This window comes from Candidatus Pelagibacter communis (assembly GCF_001180205.1).
Lineage (GTDB): Bacteria > Pseudomonadota > Alphaproteobacteria > Pelagibacterales > Pelagibacteraceae > Pelagibacter > Pelagibacter ubique_O.
Window position 1 is genome coordinate 1 of record NZ_CVSU01000022.1, and the last position, 20,065, is coordinate 20,065.

Below are 20,065 nucleotides of genomic sequence, written 5' to 3' on the forward strand. Positions count from 1 at the left end.
GATAAAGGAATTTTAAACGCAGAAGGTAAAGATGTTGTTGTAATCGGTGGGGGTGACACAGCAATGGATTGTGTAAGAACTTCTATAAGACAGAAGGCAAAATCTGTTAAATGTTTGTATAGAAGAGATAAAGAAAATATGCCAGGATCTGCAAGAGAAGTTGCAAATGCAGAGGAAGAAGGTGTTGAATTTGTTTGGTTATCAAGTCCTAAAGAATTTAAAGGTACAAATAAAATAGAAAAAATAATTGTAGATCAAATTAAACTAGGTGATCCAGACGAGACAGGAAGAAGAAAGCCACAAGTACAAGAAGGATCAAGTTACGAAACAAAAGCAGATATGGTTATCAAAGCACTAGGTTTTGATCCTGAGGATTTGCCGAATTTATTTGATAGTAGTGAATTACAAGTAACAAAGTGGGGAACTATTAAAACAGATTTTGATACTATGGAAACAAATATAAAAGGGGTGTTTGCTGCTGGTGATATAGTTAGAGGAGCTTCATTAGTTGTTTGGGCGATAAAAGATGGAAGAGATGCAGCAGCTTCAATTAAAACTTATCTAGAGAGTAAATCTAAAGTAGAAAAAAGAGTGGCTTAATGCAAAATTATAAAAAGAACCTTCACATTTTAAAAGAAAATAATGTTTATTCAGAAGACATGGAGCATGATGCTTGTGGTGTTGGTATAATTGCATCAACTGAAGGTAAAAAATCTCGTAAAGTTGTAGAGTATGGTATTGAAGCGTTAAAAGCAGTTTGGCATAGAGGCGCTGTAGATGCCGATGGGAAAACTGGTGACGGAGCTGGAATTCATGTTGAAATACCAAAAGATTTCTTCATTGAAAAGATAGAAGTGACAGGACACACACATGACAATTCTGAAATATGTGTTGGTATGATATTTCTGCCTCGGAATGATTACGCAGCGCAAGAAAGTTGCAAAACTATTGTAGAAAGTGAATTAACAAAAAATGATTTTAGTATTTACGGTTGGAGACAAGTTCCAGTCAATCCAAAAGTTTTAGGAGAAAAGGCATTCCAAACAATGCCTGAAATTATCCAAGTATTGTTTAAACCTTATAATCCAGAATTAACAAATAAAGATTTAGAAAGAAAAATTTATGAAACTAGAAGAAAGATAGAAAATGAAGCTTTTAAAAAATCTTTAAACAATTTTTATATTTGCTCATTGAGTTCTAAATCCATCATTTACAAGGGGATGTTTTTAGCTGAGGCTATCTCAGATTTCTACCTTGATTTAAAAGATGAGAGATTTGTTTCAAGGTTTGCTATTTTTCATCAAAGATTTTCAACAAATACAGCGCCTAGCTGGAATTTAGCTCAACCCTTTAGAGCTATAGCGCATAATGGAGAAATTAATACTTATAGAGGAAATAAAAATTGGATGAAAGTTCATGAACAAGAGATGAACAGCCCCCTTTTTGACGATGTTGAGAACTTAAAACCTGTTATACAACAGGGAGCATCAGACTCTGCTGCATTAGATAATGTTTTTGAATTATTAAATATATCCGGTCAGCCTGCGCCTTTGGCGAAGCTTATGTTAGTTCCAGACGCATGGTCTAAAAAAAATAAAACTCTACCAAAAGATCACCAACAATTATTTAATTTTTTGAACAGTACTATGGAGCCATGGGATGGACCAGCTGCTATTGCTGGAACTGATAATGAGTGGGTTATAGCTGCAAATGATAGAAATGGATTAAGACCTTTAAGATACGCAATTACAAAAGATAAATTATTATTTGCAGGCTCTGAAACAGGAATGATTGAATTAAATGAAAAAAGAATTTTGTCAAAGGGAAGATTGGGTCCTGGGGAAATAATTGGAGTTAGAATAGAAAAAGGTAAAGTATTTACAAACAAGCAAATAAAAGATTATTTAGCCAAAGAGTATAAACACTTTAATTCACAAATTATCGACCTAGATGATAAGTTTACTATTTCAGATGAAAAAAATTCTTTTTCGGGAGATGATTTAAGAAGAAGGCAATATACTTTTGGAATAAGTCTAGAAGATCTTGAGCTCATACTGCATCCTATGGCAGAAGATGCTAAAGAAGCAACTGGATCTATGGGGGACGATACACCATTGGCTGTTTTATCAGATAGGTATAGACCGTTGTACCATTTTTTTAGACAAAATTTTAGTCAAGTCACAAACCCACCAATAGACTCTTTAAGAGAAAACAAGGTTATGAGTTTGAAAACAAGATTTGGAAATCTTGGAAATATTTTAAATTTTGATAATTTAACAAAGCAAAATATTTATGTTTTAAATAGTCCAATATTATCAAATTCTCAGTTTGAAAAATTTATAAATTTTTTTGGGAACAATTCATCTATAATTGATTGTACTTTTTCTGAGGAAGAAACTTTATTTAATTCAATTAAAAAAATTCAAAAAGAAGCTGAAATTGCAGTAAGACAGGGAGTTACTCAATTGATTTTAAGTGACAAAGAGCTTTCTAGCTTAAAACTTCCAATACCAATGCTTTTAGCAGTTGGATCAATTAATTCATTTCTTATTGAAAAAAAACTAAGAGGATATGTATCAATAAATGTTCAATCTGGAGAGGCTTTAGATACACACTCTTTTGCAACCTTAATAGGAGTTGGAGCAACTACTGTAAATCCATACTTAGCATTTGATAGTTTATTTCAGCGTCATGAAAAGAAATTATTTGGTCAATTTAGCTTTGATGAATGTGTAGAGAGATACATAAAATCAGTAAACGCAGGTTTATTAAAGATTATGTCTAAGATGGGTATTTCAGTTCTAAGTTCTTATAGAGGTGGATGTAACTTTGAAACCGTAGGTTTAAGTAGAACAATAGTTGCAGATTATTTTCCAGGAGTCGTCTCTAAAATTTCAGGTATTGGACTTACCGGTATAGAGAAAAAAATTAGAGAAATACATAAAGAGGCATTTGAAAGTTCTGAAACCATATTGCCGATAGGCGGCATATATAGATATCGTAAAAATGGTGAAACTCATCAATATCAAGGAAAATTAATTCATTTACTTCAAAGTGCAGTAGGATCTAATTCTTATGATGCTTATAAAAGATATGCGGATGGAATATACAGCTTACCACCTATTAATCTTAGAGACTTAATTGATTTCAGAGAAAAAAAATTAAGTGGGCCAATAGATATTTCTGAGGTTGAGCCAATAGAAAATATTTTAAAAAGATTTGGAAGTGGGAGCATGTCTCATGGAGCTTTATCAAAAGAGGCACATGAAACTTTGGCAACTGGTATGAATAGGATTAAAGGTGCTTCATGTAGTGGAGAGGGGGGTGAAGATGCAAGTAGATTTAAAGTTTTAGATAATGGTGACAGCGCTAACTCAAGAGTTAAACAAATAGCTTCTGCAAGATTCGGAGTTACAGTTAATTATCTTAACAATTGTAATGAGATAGAAATTAAAATTGCACAAGGCGCTAAGCCTGGTGAGGGAGGTCAGCTACCAGGATTTAAAGTTACAGAGGAGATTGCTAAACTTAGACATTCAACTCCTGGAGTTACTTTAATATCACCACCACCACATCATGATATTTATTCAATCGAAGATCTTGCACAACTAATTTATGATTTAAAACAGATAAATCCTAAAGCAAGAATTGGAGTTAAGCTTGTTGCTTCCTCTGGAGTAGGAACAATTGCAGCTGGTGTAGCTAAAGCAAAAGCAGATATAATTTTAATTTCTGGACATAATGGTGGAACAGGAGCAACGCCACAGACTAGTGTTAAGTATGTTGGAATACCATGGGAAATGGGTTTGACGGAAGCAAACCAGGTATTAACTTTAAATAATCTTAGACATAAAGTTACATTAAGAACAGATGGTGGAATTAAAACTGGAAGAGATGTGGTGATAGCTGCAATGATGGGTGCTGAAGAATATGGTGTTGCTACTACAGCTTTAGTTGCAATGGGTTGTATAATGGTAAGGCAGTGTCATTCAAATACATGTCCTGTAGGCGTTTGCACTCAAGATGAAAAGCTCAGAGAAAAATTTACTGGGACTCCAGAAAAAGTAGTTAATTTATTTACATTTATAGCCAGTGAAGTAAGAGAAATATTAGCTAATTTAGGTTTTAAATCATTAAATGAAGTGATTGGCAGGACAGACTTGTTAAAACAGGTTAGTAAGGGTTCTCCAAATTTAGACGATTTAGATTTAAATCCTTTATTTGTTCAAGCTGATACTGGAAATAATCCAAGGTATTGTGAGGATCAAGAGATAAATAGTGTACCAGATACTCTTGATCAACAAATTTGGCCAGAAATTGAACAAGCTTTAGATAATTCTGAAAAAATTGATAAAGAATATCAAATAAAAAATACTCATAGGGCAGTAGGTACTAGAATTTCTCATCATTTGTATAAAAAATATGGTTATGAAAAACTTGATGAAAACTTTTTAGTTTTAAATTTTAAAGGATCAGCAGGTCAATCATTTGGTGCATTTTCTTCTAAAGGTTTAAAACTCGTATTAAAGGGAGATGCAAATGATTATGTTGGTAAAGGTTTGTCAGGAGCTACTATTTCAATAAAATTGCCTGAAGAGAGCAATTTAGTTTCAAATGAGAATACAATTTTAGGAAATACTGTTCTTTACGGAGCTACTTCAGGAAAACTTTTTGCTGCTGGCCAAGCTGGTGAAAGATTTTCAGTTAGAAATTCTGGTGCAGTTACAGTAATTGAAGGATGCGATTCTAATGGATGTGAATATATGACCGGTGGAACTGTAGTAATTTTAGGAGATGTTGGTGATAATTTTGCAGCTGGTATGACAGGTGGAATGGCCTTTATATATGATAAATCTCAACAATTTGAAAAGAAAGTAAATCCAGAATCAGTAGTTTGGCAAAACGTAGAGACAGATTATTGGAAAGAATATTTAAAAAATTTAGTCAGTGAGCACTTTAAAGAAACTAAGTCTCAATTATCGAAAAAAATAATTGAAAACTTTAATGATGAAGTAAATAATTTTGTTCAGGTGTGTCCTAAAGAAATGTTGGATAAGTTAAAAAATCCAATTACTTTAAAAAAAGATATAAAAAAAGTTAGCTAAATTAATAATTTAAGCTCTTTTAAAATTATATTTAGCCATTTTTTATTTGATAAACTGTGATCACCCTTTTTAATAATATTTAATTTTTTTTTAGCATTTGGAAATAATTTTAAAACTTTTCTTGAATATGAAACAGGAACTGCTTCATCCTTTTCACCATGTACCATTGTTACCTTAATATTTGAATTAATTTTCTTATTTAAGACTTTGTTTTTTCTTCCATCTTTTATTAGTTGAAGTGTAATTGGATATTCATAACTTCCATGTTTTAGTTGATAAATACCCTTACGTATTGTTTCTTTTTTCATTTTTTTTGTAAATTTTTTCCACATTAAATTTTCTAAAAATTCGGGTGCAGCCCCTATTCCTAAAAATCCTTTAATTTGTTTTTGGAAAATTTTGAATTGATTTAGCGAAATCCATGCACCCATACTTGAACCAATTAACACAAATTCTTTTTTTTTAACATATTTTCTAATTAAAATTGAAGTCTCTTCACTCCATTTTGAAATGTTTCCATTTACAAATTTTCCGGAAGATTTTCCATGACCAGAGTATTCCAGTGCCAAAAAACTTTTTTTATTTTTTTCTGCAAATTTTAAAAATGCATTTGGTTTTTTACCTTCAAGGTCTGACTGAAAACCATGCAAAAAAACTATAAAAAAACTATTCCTAAAAGTTTTGGAAATATATCTAATTTTCTTTGAATTTGATATCTTGTGGTATTTGAATTTTGCCATAATCGTTTATTAGTTATAACTATTAATATATAATCATATCAAATGACATCTGATTTAAAAGTTTTGCAGGTTATTCCAAAATTAGGGTATGGGGGTGCTGAAACAGGTTGTTATGATATCGCACACTATTTACCAGAAAATAATTGTAAATCATTTATTGTAACAAGTGGGGGCGAATTACTTAAATTTGTTGACAAAAAAAAAGTAAAAATATTTAGATTACCAGTACATAGCAAAAATCCATTATTAATTTTGATAAATGCTTTAATTTTAATTGGTATAATTTTGATTAATAATATCTCAATAGTTCATGCAAGAAGTAGAGCTCCAGCTTGGTCATGTTTATTTGCAACGAAATTGACTGGTAGAAAATTTGTTACAACATTTCATGGCACATATAATTTTAAAAATAATTTAAAAAAATTTTACAATTCAATTATGACAAGATCTGATCTTATCATTGCAGGATCAAATTTTATATTTTCACATATCAAACAAAATTATTCAAAATACTTAAATGATAAAAAAAAATTAATGGTCATTTTTAGAGGAATTAATGTTGATTATTTTGATCCTACTACAAAATTTGAGTCTGATGAAAAAAAATTATTAATAAAATGGAATATTGAAAAAGATAAAAAAATTATACTTTTACCTGGTAGATTGACATCTTGGAAAGGACAGGAAGTTTTTATTGAAGCAATTAATTTAGTGAATATAGAGCTAGGTTATGAAGCGTTCTATGCTGTCATTCTTGGTAGTGATCAAGGTAGAGATTTATATAAAAAAAAATTAATAAGACTTTCAGAACAATATAGGTTAGTGAACCAAATAAGATTCATAGATCACTGTAAGGATATGGCTTTAGCTTATAAGGTGTCAGATATTATAGTTTCTGCATCAACTGAGCCAGAGGCTTTTGGAAGAGTTGCTGTTGAAGCACAATCAATGGAGACACCAATTATTGCAAGTAATATTGGAGGGTCTAATGAAACAATTATTGACGAAAAGACAGGTTTTTTATTTGAATCAGAAAATGCTAAATCCTTAAGCCAAAAAATTTTAAAACTCCTTTATTTAGATGAAACATTATTAAAATCAATTGGTACCGAGGGAAGAAAGAATATAGTTAAAAAATTTAATGTTGAAAAAATGTGCTTTTCTACTTATTCAGAGTATAAGAGATTATTAAATTAAATGCCGATAATAACATTACCTGACGGAAACAATATTGATTTTCCTAATAAAGTTACTGGACTGGAAGTAGCTGAAAAAATTAGTAAATCATTAGCTACTCAAGCACTTATAATGAGTGTTGATGGTGAACTTAAGGATTTATTTTTTGAAATAAATAAAGATAGTTCTGTTAAAATTTTTACTTCAAAAGATCCAGAAGGATTAGAGGTTATTAGGCATGATACAGCACATATAATGGCTATGGCTGTTCAAGAATTATATCCTGGCACTCAAGTAACTATTGGACCAGTAATAGAGAATGGATTTTATTATGATTTTGCTAGAAAGGAACCATTCACAACTGATGATCTTAAAAAGATTGAAAATAGAATGTCAGAAATAATTGATAAAGATGTGAAAACAAGAAGAGAAGTTTGGGAAAGAAAAAAAGCAATTAGCCATTTCATCAAAATTGGTGAAAAATATAAAGCCGAAATAATTAAAAGTATTCCAGGAAATGAAGAACTCTCTGTTTATCATCACGGTGAAACATGGCATGATTTATGCAGAGGTCCTCATTTAGTGTCATCTGGAAAAATTGGTAAAGCTTTCAAATTAATGAAAGTTTCAGGAGCATATTGGAGAGGAGATTCAAATAATGAAATGCTTCAAAGAATTTATGGAACCAGTTGGGCAAATCAAAAACAATTGGACGATTATTTGAAAAGAATTGAAGAAGCTGAAAAAAGAGATCATAGAAAACTTGGGAAAGAAATGGACCTATTTCATTTTAGAGAAGAGAGTCCGGGATCAGTATTTTGGCATGAGAAAGGATGGGCCCTATTTCAGAAATTAATTAACTATATGAGAAGTCGACAAGACGCTGCTGGTTATAAAGAAGTAAACACACCAGAAATATTAGATAGACAACTATGGGAAAAATCTGGGCATTGGGAAAAATATGGAGAAAATATGTATACCTCAGAAACACCAGATGAAAAAGTATTTGCAATTAAACCTATGAATTGTCCTGGGCATATTCAGGTATTTAATCAAGGTTTAAAAAGTTATAGAGATCTTCCTTTGCGTATAGCAGAATTCGGAAAAGTACATCGGTACGAACCATCCGGAGCTCTACATGGATTACTAAGGGTAAGAGCTTTTACTCAAGATGATGCTCATATATTTTGTTCTGAAGATCAAATTACTAGTGAATGTTTAGAGGTAACTAATTTAATTCTAGATATTTATAAAGACTTAGGCTTCGAAAATGTAATTCTTAAATATGCAGATAGACCTGAAGTAAGAGTTGGGGATGATGAAATTTGGGACAAAGCAGAGGCCTCTTTGCTTGAAGCAGTTAAAGCTTCCAAGTTAGAATATAGTATTAATAAGGGTGAGGGAGCATTTTATGGTCCAAAAATTGAATTTGTTTTAAGAGATGCAATCGGTAGAGATTGGCAATGTGGAACTTTACAAGTTGATTTAAACTTACCTGGAAGATTAGATGCATCATATGTTGATAAAGATGGAACTAAAAAGGTTCCTGTTATGTTACATAGAGCGTTATTTGGTTCTTTAGAAAGATTTGTTGGAATTCTAATTGAAAACTACGCAGGTAAGTTTCCTTTCTGGCTATCTCCTTTGCAGACAATGGTTATACCTATCTCAGAAGAGTTTAATGATTACGCAGTTGAAGTATCTAAAAAAATTAAAAATGCAGGTATTAGTTCTGCAGTAGACTTAAAAAATAATAATTTAAATTATAAAATAAGAGATCATTCTTTAGAAAAAATACCGCTTTTGTTAATTTGTGGTAAAAAAGAAGTTGACTCCAATTCAGTAACGATTAGAAGATTAGACTCTAATAAACAAGAAAATATGGATATAGATAAATTCTTAAAAACATTCTCCGCTTTAAATAAAGCATCATCAAACTAAGTGGCAGATTTCAAACAAAATTATTTTCAAAGAAGAACCAAGGATAGAGGTCCAAGATCTAACAATAGAATTTCTTCTCCTGATGTGCAGGTTATAGCAAGTGATGGAGAAAATCTTGGAGTGATGAATACTAATGAAGCTATTTCTATGGCAAAAAATCAAGGTTTAGATTTAATTGAAATAGCACCGAATGCAAATCCTCCAGTATGTAAAATAATGGATATGGGTAAATATAAGTATGATGCTCAGAAAAAAGCAAATCTTGCAAAGAAAAAACAAAAAATTGTTTCTTTAAAAGAAATTAAAATGCGACCTGTTACGGAAACTCATGATTATGAGTTTAAAGTCAAAAATGCTAAAAAATTTATAGCTAAAGGAGATAAGGTCAAATTCACTATAAGATTTAAAGGCAGAGAGCTTCAGCATTCTCATCTAGGAAATGAACTAATGGGCAAAATTAAAGAAGATATGAAGGATATCGGTAAGGTAGAATTGCATCCCAAGTTTGATGGGAAACAAATGATCATGGTAATTCAGCCTTTATAAGCCTTAATAGAGGTTGTAAAATTATATCTTTCTTTGTATAAGTCCGCAGATTTATGCCAAAACTAAAAACAAAAAGCTCTGCAAAAAAAAGATTTAAAATATCTGCCAAAGGAAAAGTAATTTCCGCTCAAGCAGGTAAAAGACATGGCATGATCAAAAGAACGAATTCACAAATAAGAAAACTAAGAGGCACTACAACATTGTCTAAACAAGATGGAAAAATTGTTAAGTCATATATGCCTTACAGTTTAAGAGGTTAATAATGGCAAGAGTTAAAAGAGGTGTTACAAGTAAAGCTAAACATAAAAAAGTTTTAAAAGCAGTAAAGGGTCAATGGGGCAGAAGAAAAAATACTATTAGAGTTGCCAAGCAAGCTATGGAAAAATCCATGCAATATGCTTACAGAGACAGAAGAAATAAAAAAAGAGATTTTAAATCATTGTGGATACAGAGAATCAATGCTGGAGTTAGAGCCGAGGGTTTAACTTATTCAAAATTTATCAATGGATTAAATAAATGTGGTATTGCAATAGATAGAAAAATTCTTGCTGAAATTGCTTACGATAGCCCAGAAGCATTCAAAACAATTGTACAAAAAGCTCAATCAGCTTTAAATTAATCTTCGCTATTGTTTTTATTTCTTAAGGAAATAATCTACTAATATGTCAGAGATAAAAAATATTAGAGATCAGTTTATATCAAAGCTTGAAAATGATTTAAGCATTGATCAAATAAATGAAATTAAAACTGAGCTATTTGGTAAAAAAGGTTTAATTTCATCAAAATTCAAAACAGTAGGATCAATTCCAGAGACTGATAGAAAAAAATTTGCATCAGATTTAAATCAGGCTAAAGACGAACTTCAGAATTTGATAACTTCTAAAATTAGTGAGATAGAGGGAAAAAAAATAAACGAAAAATTAGAAAAGGAAAAAGTTGATATAACTTTACCCGAAAGACCATTCGTTAGAGGAAAAGTTCATCCAGTATCACAAACTATTGATGAAATTTCATCTATTTTCTCAGAAATAGGATTTAGTGTTGAGGAAGGCCCTGATGTTGAAAATGAATACAACAACTTTACTGCTTTAAACACACCTGACAATCATCCAGCTAGAGATATGCATGATACATTTTACTTAGATGAAAACAAACAAGTTTTGTTACGAACACATACTTCACCAGTTCAAATTAGAACTATGCTAAAAGACAAACCTCCATTCAAGATCATTGCTCCTGGAAGAACTTATAGATCTGATAGTGATCAAACACACGCACCAATGTTTCATCAAGTAGAAGGTTTGCATATTGACACAAATATTAATATGGGACATTTAAAAGGATGCTTGAATTATTTTATTAAAGAATTTTTTGAAGTCGAAAAAATTAAAATGAGATTTAGACCTAGTCATTTTCCATTCACAGAACCATCTGCAGAAGTTGATATTGGTTATGAAATAAAAGATGGTAAAATAATTATTGGAGAAGGAGATAAGTGGCTTGAAATTTTAGGCTGTGGCATGGTGCATCCTAATGTTTTAAGAAATGTAAAAGTAGATCCCTCTAAATATCAAGGATATGCCTTTGGCATAGGTATAGACCGATTAGCAATGCTTAAATATGGCATTAATGATTTAAGAGCGTTTTTTGATTGTGACTATAGATGGCTAAATCATTTTGGTTTTGATCCACTTGATGTTCCTTCAAATTACAGAGGTTTGAGCAGATGAAGATTACATATGATTGGTTAAAAGATCATTTAAAAATAACTGCTAAAGAAGATAAACTTCTTGATAAACTAACAGACATAGGTCTTGAGGTTGAGAGTATAGAAAACTTATCTGAGGGATTAGATTTATTTAAGGTAGCAAAAATTATAAAAACAGAAAAACATCCTAATGCAGACAGACTTAAAGTTTGTGATGTTGATGTTGGTAATAAAGAAATCAAAAAAGTTGTTTGTGGTGCTAAAAATGCAAGAGAGGGGCTTCTTACTGTATATGCTCCACCAGGCGCAATAATCCCAAAAAATAAAACTAAACTTATTGTTGCAAAAATAAGAGACGTTACATCTTATGGAATGCTCTGTTCTGAATCTGAATTAAATTTATCAGATGAAAGTGATGGGATTACTGAGCTGTCGTCATCGAAATACGCCAAAAATATTGGAAAAAGTTATTTTTCTAAATCAAGTTCTAATCTTATCGATTTATCAATTACACCAAACAGACCAGACTGTCTTGGTGTTCGGGGTATAGCGAGAGATTTATCAGCCGCAGGTTTTGGAAACTTAAAACCAGAAAAAGATAAAAAAATTAAATCTAATAAAAAACAGACCTTAAAGGTAAAAATAACAAAAGAAAAAAATCAAGGCTGTTTATCATTTGGTAGCTGCTTGATAACTGGGGTCAAAAATACAGAAAGTCCTCAATGGTTGAAAGATAAATTAATTTCCATAGGCCAAAAACCTATATCTGCAATTGTAGATATTACCAATTATATCATGATTGATATTAATCGTCCTTTGCACGCATACGATGCTGACAAAATTGATAAGGGAATAATTGTTAGAAATTCAAAATCAGGAGAAGAATTTACTGCTCTAGATAATAAAAATTATAAACTAGATGATGGAATGTGTGTAATAAGTGATAACAAAGGTGTTTTAGGCCTAGGAGGAATTATTGGAGGAACAAGATCTGGCACAGAATTAGATACAAAAAATGTTTTATTAGAGTCGGCTTATTTTGATCCAAGATCAATTAGAAAAACCGCTAAAAAATTGAATATCGATACAGATGCTAAATTTAGATTTGAAAGAGGTATTGATCAGTTGTCTATTGAAGATGGATTAAATAAAGCATCTTTTTTAATTAAAGAAATTTGTGGTGGTGAAATTAGTAAAATAGATGTTCAAAAAATTGAGTCTTATAAAAACAAAGTGATAAAATTTGAGCCAAAAACGTTTGAAAAAATTACTGGTTTTAAAATTTCTACCAAAAAAATGATAACCATTTTAGAAAAACTTGGTTTTAAAATAAAAAAAGAAAAAAAATTTTATAAATTATCAGTTCCATCTTGGAGACCAGATATTATTCAAGAAATTGACATAGTTGAGGAACTTGTAAGAATTAGTGGCTATGAAAAAATAAAAATAGATAATCCTATTAAAGAAAGATCAAAAAATACTTTAAATCCAACTCAAAAGTTATTTCATTTTCTTCAAAGGTCAGTAGCATCCAAAGGGTATTTGGAGGCTATTACTTGGTCTTTTGCAGATTCAAAATACAACGATCACTTTAAAGAGGCCAACAAAGAAATAAAAATTGTAAATCCAATTAGCTCAGAATTGGGGGTATTAAGAAATTCTATTTTTTCAAATTTAGTAATGTACATTAGCAAAAACTTAGACAGAGGAATTAAAGATTTATCAATATTTGAAATAGGGCCAATATTTTATGGTTCACAACCTGGGGAACAGAATACAGTTGTTTGTGGTTTGTCGGCAGGGAAAAAATCGAGACTTTCATGGATTGAGAAAGAGAGAAATATAGATGTTTTTGATATTAAAAGAGATGTTATACAAACTTTAGTAGAAGCTGGATATGACTCAGAAAAATTTTATATTGATGATGAAAGCCCCAATTATTATCATCCAGGAAAATCAGGTAGAGTTTTTTTAAATAAGGGAAAAGATAAGGTAGCTGCTTATTTTGGTGAAATTCATCCAAACATTGTCAAAACGCTTGATATTAAAACAGATTGTTTGGTTGGATTCGAAATATATCTAGACAACTTAAAACTGCCAAAAAAACCTTTGAAAGATCAAAAAACAAAATATTCAGTATCTGATTTTCAAAAATCTGAAAGAGATTTTGCATTTATTGTTGATAAAAAAATAAGTGTGCAAGATTTAGTAAGTGTCATATCAAATATTGATAAAAATTTAATTTCAAACATTAAAGTATTTGACCTTTACGAAGGAGATAATATTCCTGAAAATCAAAAATCAATTGCTATAAGCGTTACTATTCAATCATCAGAAAAAACATTAACGGATAATGATTTAGAAAAAATTAATAATTTAATAATAAAAACAGTTGAAAATAAAACTGGTGCTAAAATTCGTTCCTAAAATAATTAATGAGTTCAATAGATAATATTAGAAATTTTGCGATTATTGCACATATTGATCATGGAAAATCTACTATAGCCGATAGAATTATTCATAGCTGTGGCGGATTAACCGAAAGAGAAATGAAAGCTCAAGTTTTAGACTCTATGGATATTGAGCGTGAAAGAGGAATCACAATTAAAGCTCAAACTGTAAAATTAAATTATAAAGCTAAAAATGGAAAAAATTATATTTTAAATATTATTGATACTCCGGGTCATGTAGATTTCAGTTATGAAGTAAGTAGATCCTTATATGCATGTGAAGGTTCAATTTTGATAGTAGATAGTACACAAGGTGTAGAAGCTCAAACTTTAGCAAATGTTTACCAAGCTTTAGATACTAATCATGAGATAGTACCAGTTTTAAACAAGGTTGACTTACCAGCATCAGATTTAGATAGAACAAAAAAACAAATAGAGGAAGTAATAGGAATTGATACCGAAAATGCAATTCCATGTTCAGGTAAAACTGGTGAAGGTATAGAGGATATTTTAGAACAAATAATCACAACACTACCTGCACCAAAAGGAGAAAGCTCAGCGGATTTAAAATGTTTATTGGTTGATAGTTGGTATGATACATATCTAGGTGTAGTGATATTAGTGAGAGTGATAAATGGTAAGCTTTCAAAACATATGAAAATAAAAATGATGTCTACCAATCAAGAATATATTGTTGAAAAAGTTGGGGTTTTTACTCCAAAAGCAGTAGACATAAATGAATTAAAAACAGGTGAAATTGGATTTATTACAACAGGAATTAAAGTTTTATCCGAAACAAAAGTTGGGGATACAATTTGTGATGCCTCAAAACCATTAGAAGAAGCTCTGCCAGGATTTAAACCAAGTAAACCGGTTGTGTTCTGTGGGTTATTTCCAGTAGATAGTTCTGAGTTTCAAAAACTTAAAGATGGATTAGCTAAATTACAATTAAACGATGCAAGTTTTTCATATGAACCAGAGTCATCTTCAGCTTTAGGATTAGGTTTTAGATGTGGATTTTTAGGTTTGCTTCATCTCGAAATTGTAACTGAAAGATTGGAGAGAGAATTTGATGTTAATTTATTAACAACTACACCTGGTGTTGTTTATAAAGTGCATCTTAATAATGAAAAAGTACTTGATCTTCAAAATCCATCAAGTTTACCAGATCCAACTTTAATAAAATATATCGAGGAGCCATGGATAAAAGCAACAATTATTACCCCTGACCAATATTTAGGTTCGATTATAAAAATGTGTCAGGACAAAAGAGGTATTCAAACTAACTTAAGTTATTCAGGAAATAGAGCTGTTGTGAACTACGAATTACCGTTAAACGAAGTTGTTTTTGATTTTAACGACAGGTTGAAGTCAATGACAAGTGGTTACGCTAGTTTTGATTATGAAATTATAGAACACAGAGAAGGTGATCTTGTTAAACTTGGAATTTTAGTAAATGGAGAGCCAGTTGATGCGTTGGCAATGATGATCCATAAAGATTTTGCTCAAAAAACAGGGAGAGAGGTTTGTGAAAAACTAAAAGATTTAATACCAAGACATAATTTTATGATACCAGTGCAGGCTGCTATAGGAGGAAAAATTATTGCAAGAGAAACAATCAAAGGTTTTAAAAAAGATGTTTTAACTAAAATTCATGGCGGTGGAGCGACGGATAGAAAAAGAAAACTTTTAGAGAAACAGAAAAAAGGTAAAGCAAGATCCAAACAGTTTGGAAGAGTCGAGATTCCACAGGAGGCATTCATAGGAGTTCTTAAAATAAACAAAGATATTTAAATCAAAAAAAATTATGAATTTTTGTGTATCCATGACTTCAGTACCACCAAGATTTTCATCATTGGAAAAAACTTTAAACTCCTTAGAAAATCAAAATCAAAAACCTGAAAAAATTTTTTTGAACATTCCAAATTTATTTAATAGATTTAAAAATACAGAATATGATTTTAATAATTTGACAAAAAAATTTTCAAATTTAATAATTAATAGATGTAATGACTCTGGTCCTGGTACAAAATTATTAGGTTCTTTGGATCAAGTTTTAGAATATGATTTTGTAGTATTAGTAGATGATGATCATATTTATAAAAAACAAATGTTAGAAATATTTTTTGATTTAGCTAAAAGAAACATAGATAAATCTTATAGTTTTTGTGTTTATGATATTTTAGATTGCAAAGTTGGTCAAGGTGCAGACGGATTTGCAATTAATACCAATTATTTAAATAAAATTAAAAATTTTTATAACAAATACATAAAGGATAATAAGAAATTAATACTGAATGATGATCTATGGATTTCAATTTATTTAAATAAAGTATTAAAAGTTGATATAATTTCAGCATTCCCTTTTTTAAAACAACCATTTTTTTTTAAACATAAGTCAATATATAAAAAACATACTCAGCTGGGAGCTATAATAGAAACTTACAGTACTGATCGTAAACAAGCACGAGAATTAAAGTATAAAGAAAATTGTGATGAATATTTATTATTTAAAAAGAAAACAAATAATTTTACAAATATTTAATATTAAAATTAGGAGAGGTGGCCGAGCGGTTGAAGGCGCACGCTTGGAAAGCGTGTAAAGGAGTAATTCTTTCATGGGTTCGAATCCCATTCTCTCCGCCATTAAATAAGCTTTATTTTTCAAGGGCTATTTGAGTATTTTAAAGTTTTTTTGTTAAGATAAATCAGCAATTTTTATAAAAAATGTTATAATTATTTTTTTCCAAAATTTAAAAAATGACAAATAAAAATACATATCAGGCAGATTCCATCAAAGTTTTAAAGGGTCTTGAAGCGGTTAGAAAAAGACCAGGCATGTATATTGGAGATACAGATGATGGAACAGGTTTGCATCATATGGTCTATGAAGTTGTCGATAACTCTATTGATGAGGCATTAGCAGGATACTGTAAAAATATTAATGTAAAAATTAACTCTGACGGAACAATTACAGTAAATGATGATGGAAGAGGTATTCCTGTTGATATTCATAAAGGAGAAAAAAAATCAGCAGCAGAAGTAATTATGACCCAACTTCATGCTGGTGGTAAGTTTGATCATGACTCTTATAAAGTTTCAGGTGGACTACATGGTGTGGGTGTTTCAGTTGTCAATGCGCTTTCAGAAAAATTACAGTTAGAGATATTTAGAGATGGAAAAAAACACTTTATAGATTTTAAAAATGGTGAAGCTAAAGCTCCTTTAAAGGTTGTGGGAAAAGCAAAAAATACTGGAACTCAAATTACTTTTTTACCTTCTAAAGAAATTTTTTCTTCAATAAAATTTAGTGCAAATATTCTAATTAAAAGAATGCGTGAATTAGCATTTCTAAATAAAGGAATAAAAATAATTTTTATAGACGCCAGCCAAAAGAAAGAAAAAACATCAGAATTTAAGTTTGATGGAGGTGTTCTTGAATTTGTAGATTTTTTAGATGAAAAGAGAGAAAAGTTACAAAATAAAAATGGAAACGACTTATTTAGAAAACCAATTTATATAGAAGGTAAAAAAAATAATATAGAACTTGAATGTTCATTAAAATGGAATGCTGGTTATACTGAAGATATTTTTCCATACACAAACAATATATACCAAAAAGATGGTGGAACTCACTTGTTAGGTTTTAGAAGTGCATTAACTAGAGTAGTAAATAAATATGCTAATGAAAATAATTTATTGAAAAAAAATAAATTAGCAATTTCAGGTGATGATATTAAGGAAGGTCTTACTTGTGTACTTTCTACAAAGATTCCTGATCCAAAGTTTTCATCTCAGACAAAAGATAAACTTGTTTCATCAGAGGTAAGAATGATAGTAGAGACATTAGTAAATGAAAAATTATCTATTTGGTTTGATCAAAATCCATCTATTGCAAAAATCATTTTAGCTAAAGTTATTCAAGCAGCAATGGCCAGAGATGTTGCTAGAAAAGCAAGAGAAAATGTGAGAAGAAAAGGAGCACTTGAATTGAGCGGTCTTCCTGGAAAATTAGCTGATTGTCAAATTGGTAAGCAAGAGGGAACCGAATTGTTTATTGTTGAGGGAGATTCAGCGGGAGGTTCTGCAAAACAAGGAAGAAATAGAGCAAATCAAGCAGTTTTACCACTTAGAGGAAAAATACTTAATACTTATGTAGAGGATTTTAATATTAAGAAAAACGGTAACGGAAATGGTTCTGATCAAAGAACAAAGGCCTTGTCTAAAATGATTTCTTCAAATGAGATCGTTACCTTGATTAATGCTCTAGGTTTGGACCCAAAAGCGCAAGAAATTGATTTAAAAGATTTAAGATATGGAAAAATAATAATTATGACGGATGCTGATGTAGATGGTTCTCATATAAGAGCTCTTCTTTTAACTTTTTTTAATAATAAGCCATTTAATAAGCTAATTGAAAATGGTCATGTTTATTTAGCGCAACCTCCTTTATTTAAAATTAATAAAGGCACTAAAGGTATTTATATTAAAGATGAGAAGGAGTTAGAAGATTACATAACAAATAATAATAAGGATTTAAAAAAAATTAAAAAAGGATCTAAAGATTATTCAAAAAAAATGGATGAGGAAAAATCAAAAATGAATATTCAAAGATTCAAAGGTCTTGGAGAAATGAATCCAGAGGAATTGTGGAGTACTACATTAGATCCAGAAACAAGAAATCTACTTCAAGTACAATACTCAAAAGATTTGAAAAAGGATCAAAGTTTAATTCATACTTTGATGGGTAACGATGTGGCCTTAAGAAAAGATTTTATAGTTTCAAATGCTATAAATGTTAGAAATCTTGATATTTAAAAATGAGGTTCTTTGAAACTTCAAAATATCATTCTTTTAAAAAATCAACTTATATAACACTTAGATGGATTGGAATTATTGGACAATTAATTGCAGTAAATTTTGTATATTTATTTCTAAATCCTAGTTTTGATCATATTACGTCAAACCTAGTAATATTTTTAGGGATATTAAGTAATTTATATTTAATTTTTATTTATAAAAAAACACAATTATCAGATAGATCTGCTTTTATCTTTCTGCTTATAGATATTTTACAATTGGGTGTTCTTCTTTATTTGTCGGGGGGAATAACCAATCCATTTGTAATTTTTATACTAATACCAAGTGTTTTCTCTTCGTCGAATTTAAGCTTAAGAACTAATACTTTGTTAGTAATCTTAACAATAATTATAATTGTATTTTTAACTTTTAATTATCAAGATTTGCCAATTAATTTAAATAGTGATTTTCATAATAATCATTATTTTTATTATTCTATTCCACTTTCTTTGATTATCGCTTTAGTATTTTTAAATTATTTTGCAATGACGTTTGGTACACAATCCAGACTAAGAAAAGAGGCATTAGGAAAAATGGAAGAGGTAATGGCTAAAGAACATGAGCTTTTATCTTTGGGTGGTCAAGCCGCTGCAGCTGCACATTCTTTAGGTACGCCACTTTCTACAATAACAATAATTGCACATGATTTAATGAAACAATTTAAGGGTCAAAAAGATTTAGAAAAAGATATAGAGTTATTGAATAGCCAAGTCGAGCGATGTAATGAAATATTAAAGAGATTAACATTAAATCCAGTGGAGGAAGATGAATTTATTGATAAAGATATTAATATTCGAGATTACTTGAATGAAATTATTTCTTCTTTTAAGGAAATAAGCAAAAAGGAGTTTGTCTTCAATTTTGATCAAGACTCAAACCCAAAAAAAATAAGTAAATCTATTGAAATAGTTTATGGATTAAGAAACTTTATAGGGAATGCAAATAAATTTGCCAAAAATTCTATTTTTATTAATTTAAAAAGTGATAGTGAATTTACAGAGCTTACAATAGAAGATGATGGTAATGGTTATCCACGGGATATTATATCGAAAATTGGAGAACCATATTTAAAATCAAATTCCTCAAAAGACAAGTCTAAACAGGGTTTAGGACTAGGGTTGTTTATTGGAAAAACTTTGTTAGAAAAAAATTTTGCATCAGTCAATTGTAGAAATTCAAAAACACGTAATGGTGCTGAAGTTATTATTAGATGGAAAAACAAAGAACTATTTAATATTTAGTGATATTTTTTTTTTGTTTCAAATAAAGAGCTTAATTGAGATATCATAACATCTCCTAATTCATTAACGTCAGTAATTTTAATAGCTTTATTATAATATCTTGAAACATCGTGACCAATTCCTATGGCCAAAACTTCAATATCTGATTTATTTTCAATAAACTTTACAATCTTTTTTAAATGTTTTTCTAAAAAATCTCCTGAATTTACAGAAAGAGTTGAGTCATCCACTGGTGCTCCATCAGAAATTACCATTAAGATTTTCCTTTCCTCTTTTCTTTTTTTTATTCTATTGTAAG

Annotated in this window: 15 protein-coding genes and 1 tRNA gene; 14 read left to right on the forward strand and 2 right to left on the reverse strand. The window is 30.0% G+C overall.

The genetic code is table 11. From position 1 onward, the window contains the following. Together AMO08_RS01065 and gltB are read left to right on the forward strand one after the other, a co-directional pair. Positions 1 to 600: FAD-dependent oxidoreductase (locus tag AMO08_RS01065; protein ID WP_179850724.1), on the forward strand; the 600-nt coding region annotated here is incomplete at its 5' end. Further along, positions 600 to 5,105 carry a glutamate synthase large subunit gene (gene gltB, locus AMO08_RS01070; RefSeq protein ID WP_075484368.1) on the forward strand — a complete coding sequence of 1,502 codons (4,506 nt, stop codon included), beginning with the start codon at positions 600 to 602 and terminating at the stop codon, positions 5,103 to 5,105. The genes AMO08_RS01065 and gltB, both read left to right, overlap by 1 nt. Here the strand turns inward: gltB and AMO08_RS01075 are convergent. Then, positions 5,102 to 5,845 carry an alpha/beta fold hydrolase gene (locus AMO08_RS01075; RefSeq protein ID WP_075484369.1) on the reverse strand — a complete coding sequence of 248 codons (744 nt, stop codon included), beginning with the start codon at positions 5,843 to 5,845 and terminating at the stop codon, positions 5,102 to 5,104. The two genes, gltB and AMO08_RS01075, sit on opposite strands and share 4 nt — an antisense overlap. 42 nt (positions 5,846 to 5,887) lie before the next feature. Between AMO08_RS01075 and AMO08_RS01080 the strand changes: the two genes are divergently transcribed. From AMO08_RS01080 to AMO08_RS01135, 12 genes are all read left to right on the forward strand, one after another. Then, positions 5,888 to 7,042 (forward strand): glycosyltransferase family 4 protein, encoded by a 1,155-nt coding sequence (locus AMO08_RS01080; protein ID WP_075484370.1) that lies wholly within the window; start codon positions 5,888 to 5,890, stop codon positions 7,040 to 7,042. Next, entirely contained in the window at positions 7,043 to 8,962 is a 1,920-nt protein-coding gene (thrS, locus tag AMO08_RS01085) for a threonine--tRNA ligase (RefSeq protein WP_075484371.1), read from the forward strand. Beyond that, positions 8,963 to 9,508, forward strand: a complete 546-nt coding sequence (gene infC, locus AMO08_RS01090; RefSeq protein WP_075484372.1) for a translation initiation factor IF-3 — start codon at positions 8,963 to 8,965, stop codon at positions 9,506 to 9,508. It begins immediately after the preceding gene. A 53-nt stretch (positions 9,509 to 9,561) separates the two neighbouring features. Further along, complete coding sequence (rpmI, locus tag AMO08_RS01095) at positions 9,562 to 9,768, forward strand: 50S ribosomal protein L35 (protein WP_023854436.1); 207 nt, start codon at positions 9,562 to 9,564, stop codon at positions 9,766 to 9,768. Positions 9,769 to 9,770: 2 nt separating this feature from the next. After that, on the forward strand, positions 9,771 to 10,127 hold the full coding sequence (rplT, locus tag AMO08_RS01100; RefSeq protein ID WP_023854435.1) for a 50S ribosomal protein L20: 357 nt from the start codon (positions 9,771 to 9,773) through the stop codon (positions 10,125 to 10,127). A gap of 43 nt (positions 10,128 to 10,170) precedes the next feature. Then, a complete protein-coding gene (gene pheS / locus AMO08_RS01105; protein WP_075484373.1) occupies positions 10,171 to 11,238 on the forward strand; it encodes a phenylalanine--tRNA ligase subunit alpha in 1,068 nt (355 codons plus the stop codon). Next, positions 11,235 to 13,643 carry a phenylalanine--tRNA ligase subunit beta gene (gene pheT / locus AMO08_RS01110; protein ID WP_075484374.1) on the forward strand — a complete coding sequence of 803 codons (2,409 nt, stop codon included), beginning with the start codon at positions 11,235 to 11,237 and terminating at the stop codon, positions 13,641 to 13,643. Before pheS ends, pheT begins: the two co-directional genes overlap by 4 nt. 8 nt (positions 13,644 to 13,651) lie before the next feature. Then, entirely contained in the window at positions 13,652 to 15,460 is a 1,809-nt protein-coding gene (gene lepA / locus AMO08_RS01115) for a translation elongation factor 4 (protein WP_075484375.1), read from the forward strand. A gap of 31 nt (positions 15,461 to 15,491) precedes the next feature. Beyond that, positions 15,492 to 16,211, forward strand: a complete 720-nt coding sequence (locus tag AMO08_RS01120) for a hypothetical protein (protein WP_075484376.1) — start codon at positions 15,492 to 15,494, stop codon at positions 16,209 to 16,211. Between the two features lie 11 nt (positions 16,212 to 16,222). Next, positions 16,223 to 16,312 (forward strand) — tRNA-Ser (locus AMO08_RS01125). A 114-nt stretch (positions 16,313 to 16,426) separates the two neighbouring features. Then, a complete protein-coding gene (locus AMO08_RS01130) occupies positions 16,427 to 18,484 on the forward strand; it encodes a DNA gyrase subunit B (protein ID WP_075484377.1) in 2,058 nt (685 codons plus the stop codon). A 2-nt stretch (positions 18,485 to 18,486) separates the two neighbouring features. After that, on the forward strand, positions 18,487 to 19,767 hold the full coding sequence (locus AMO08_RS01135; RefSeq protein WP_075484378.1) for an ActS/PrrB/RegB family redox-sensitive histidine kinase: 1,281 nt from the start codon (positions 18,487 to 18,489) through the stop codon (positions 19,765 to 19,767). Here AMO08_RS01135 and AMO08_RS01140 read toward each other — a convergent pair. Then, positions 19,764 to 20,065, reverse strand: a 302-nt coding sequence (locus AMO08_RS01140) for a cobaltochelatase CobT-related protein (RefSeq protein ID WP_425304627.1), incomplete at its 5' end; no start/stop codon positions are given. The two genes, AMO08_RS01135 and AMO08_RS01140, sit on opposite strands and share 4 nt — an antisense overlap.

Bases quoted from the DNA above. Each gene is read 5' to 3' on its own strand.
- AMO08_RS01135 (WP_075484378.1), top strand. From the start codon at position 18,487: ATGAGGTTCTTTGAAACTTCAAAATATCATTCTTTTAAAAAATCAACT.
- AMO08_RS01130 (WP_075484377.1), top strand. From the start codon at position 16,427: ATGACAAATAAAAATACATATCAGGCAGATTCCATCAAAGTTTTAAAG.
- AMO08_RS01075 (WP_075484369.1), bottom strand. From the start codon at position 5,845: ATGGCAAAATTCAAATACCACAAGATATCAAATTCAAAGAAAATTAGA.
- AMO08_RS01120 (WP_075484376.1), top strand. From the start codon at position 15,492: ATGACTTCAGTACCACCAAGATTTTCATCATTGGAAAAAACTTTAAAC.
- lepA (WP_075484375.1), top strand. From the start codon at position 13,652: ATGAGTTCAATAGATAATATTAGAAATTTTGCGATTATTGCACATATT.
- pheT (WP_075484374.1), top strand. From the start codon at position 11,235: ATGAAGATTACATATGATTGGTTAAAAGATCATTTAAAAATAACTGCT.
- thrS (WP_075484371.1), top strand. From the start codon at position 7,043: ATGCCGATAATAACATTACCTGACGGAAACAATATTGATTTTCCTAAT.
- pheS (WP_075484373.1), top strand. From the start codon at position 10,171: ATGTCAGAGATAAAAAATATTAGAGATCAGTTTATATCAAAGCTTGAA.
- rpmI (WP_023854436.1), top strand. From the start codon at position 9,562: ATGCCAAAACTAAAAACAAAAAGCTCTGCAAAAAAAAGATTTAAAATA.
- AMO08_RS01080 (WP_075484370.1), top strand. From the start codon at position 5,888: ATGACATCTGATTTAAAAGTTTTGCAGGTTATTCCAAAATTAGGGTAT.
- gltB (WP_075484368.1), top strand. From the start codon at position 600: ATGCAAAATTATAAAAAGAACCTTCACATTTTAAAAGAAAATAATGTT.
- rplT (WP_023854435.1), top strand. From the start codon at position 9,771: ATGGCAAGAGTTAAAAGAGGTGTTACAAGTAAAGCTAAACATAAAAAA.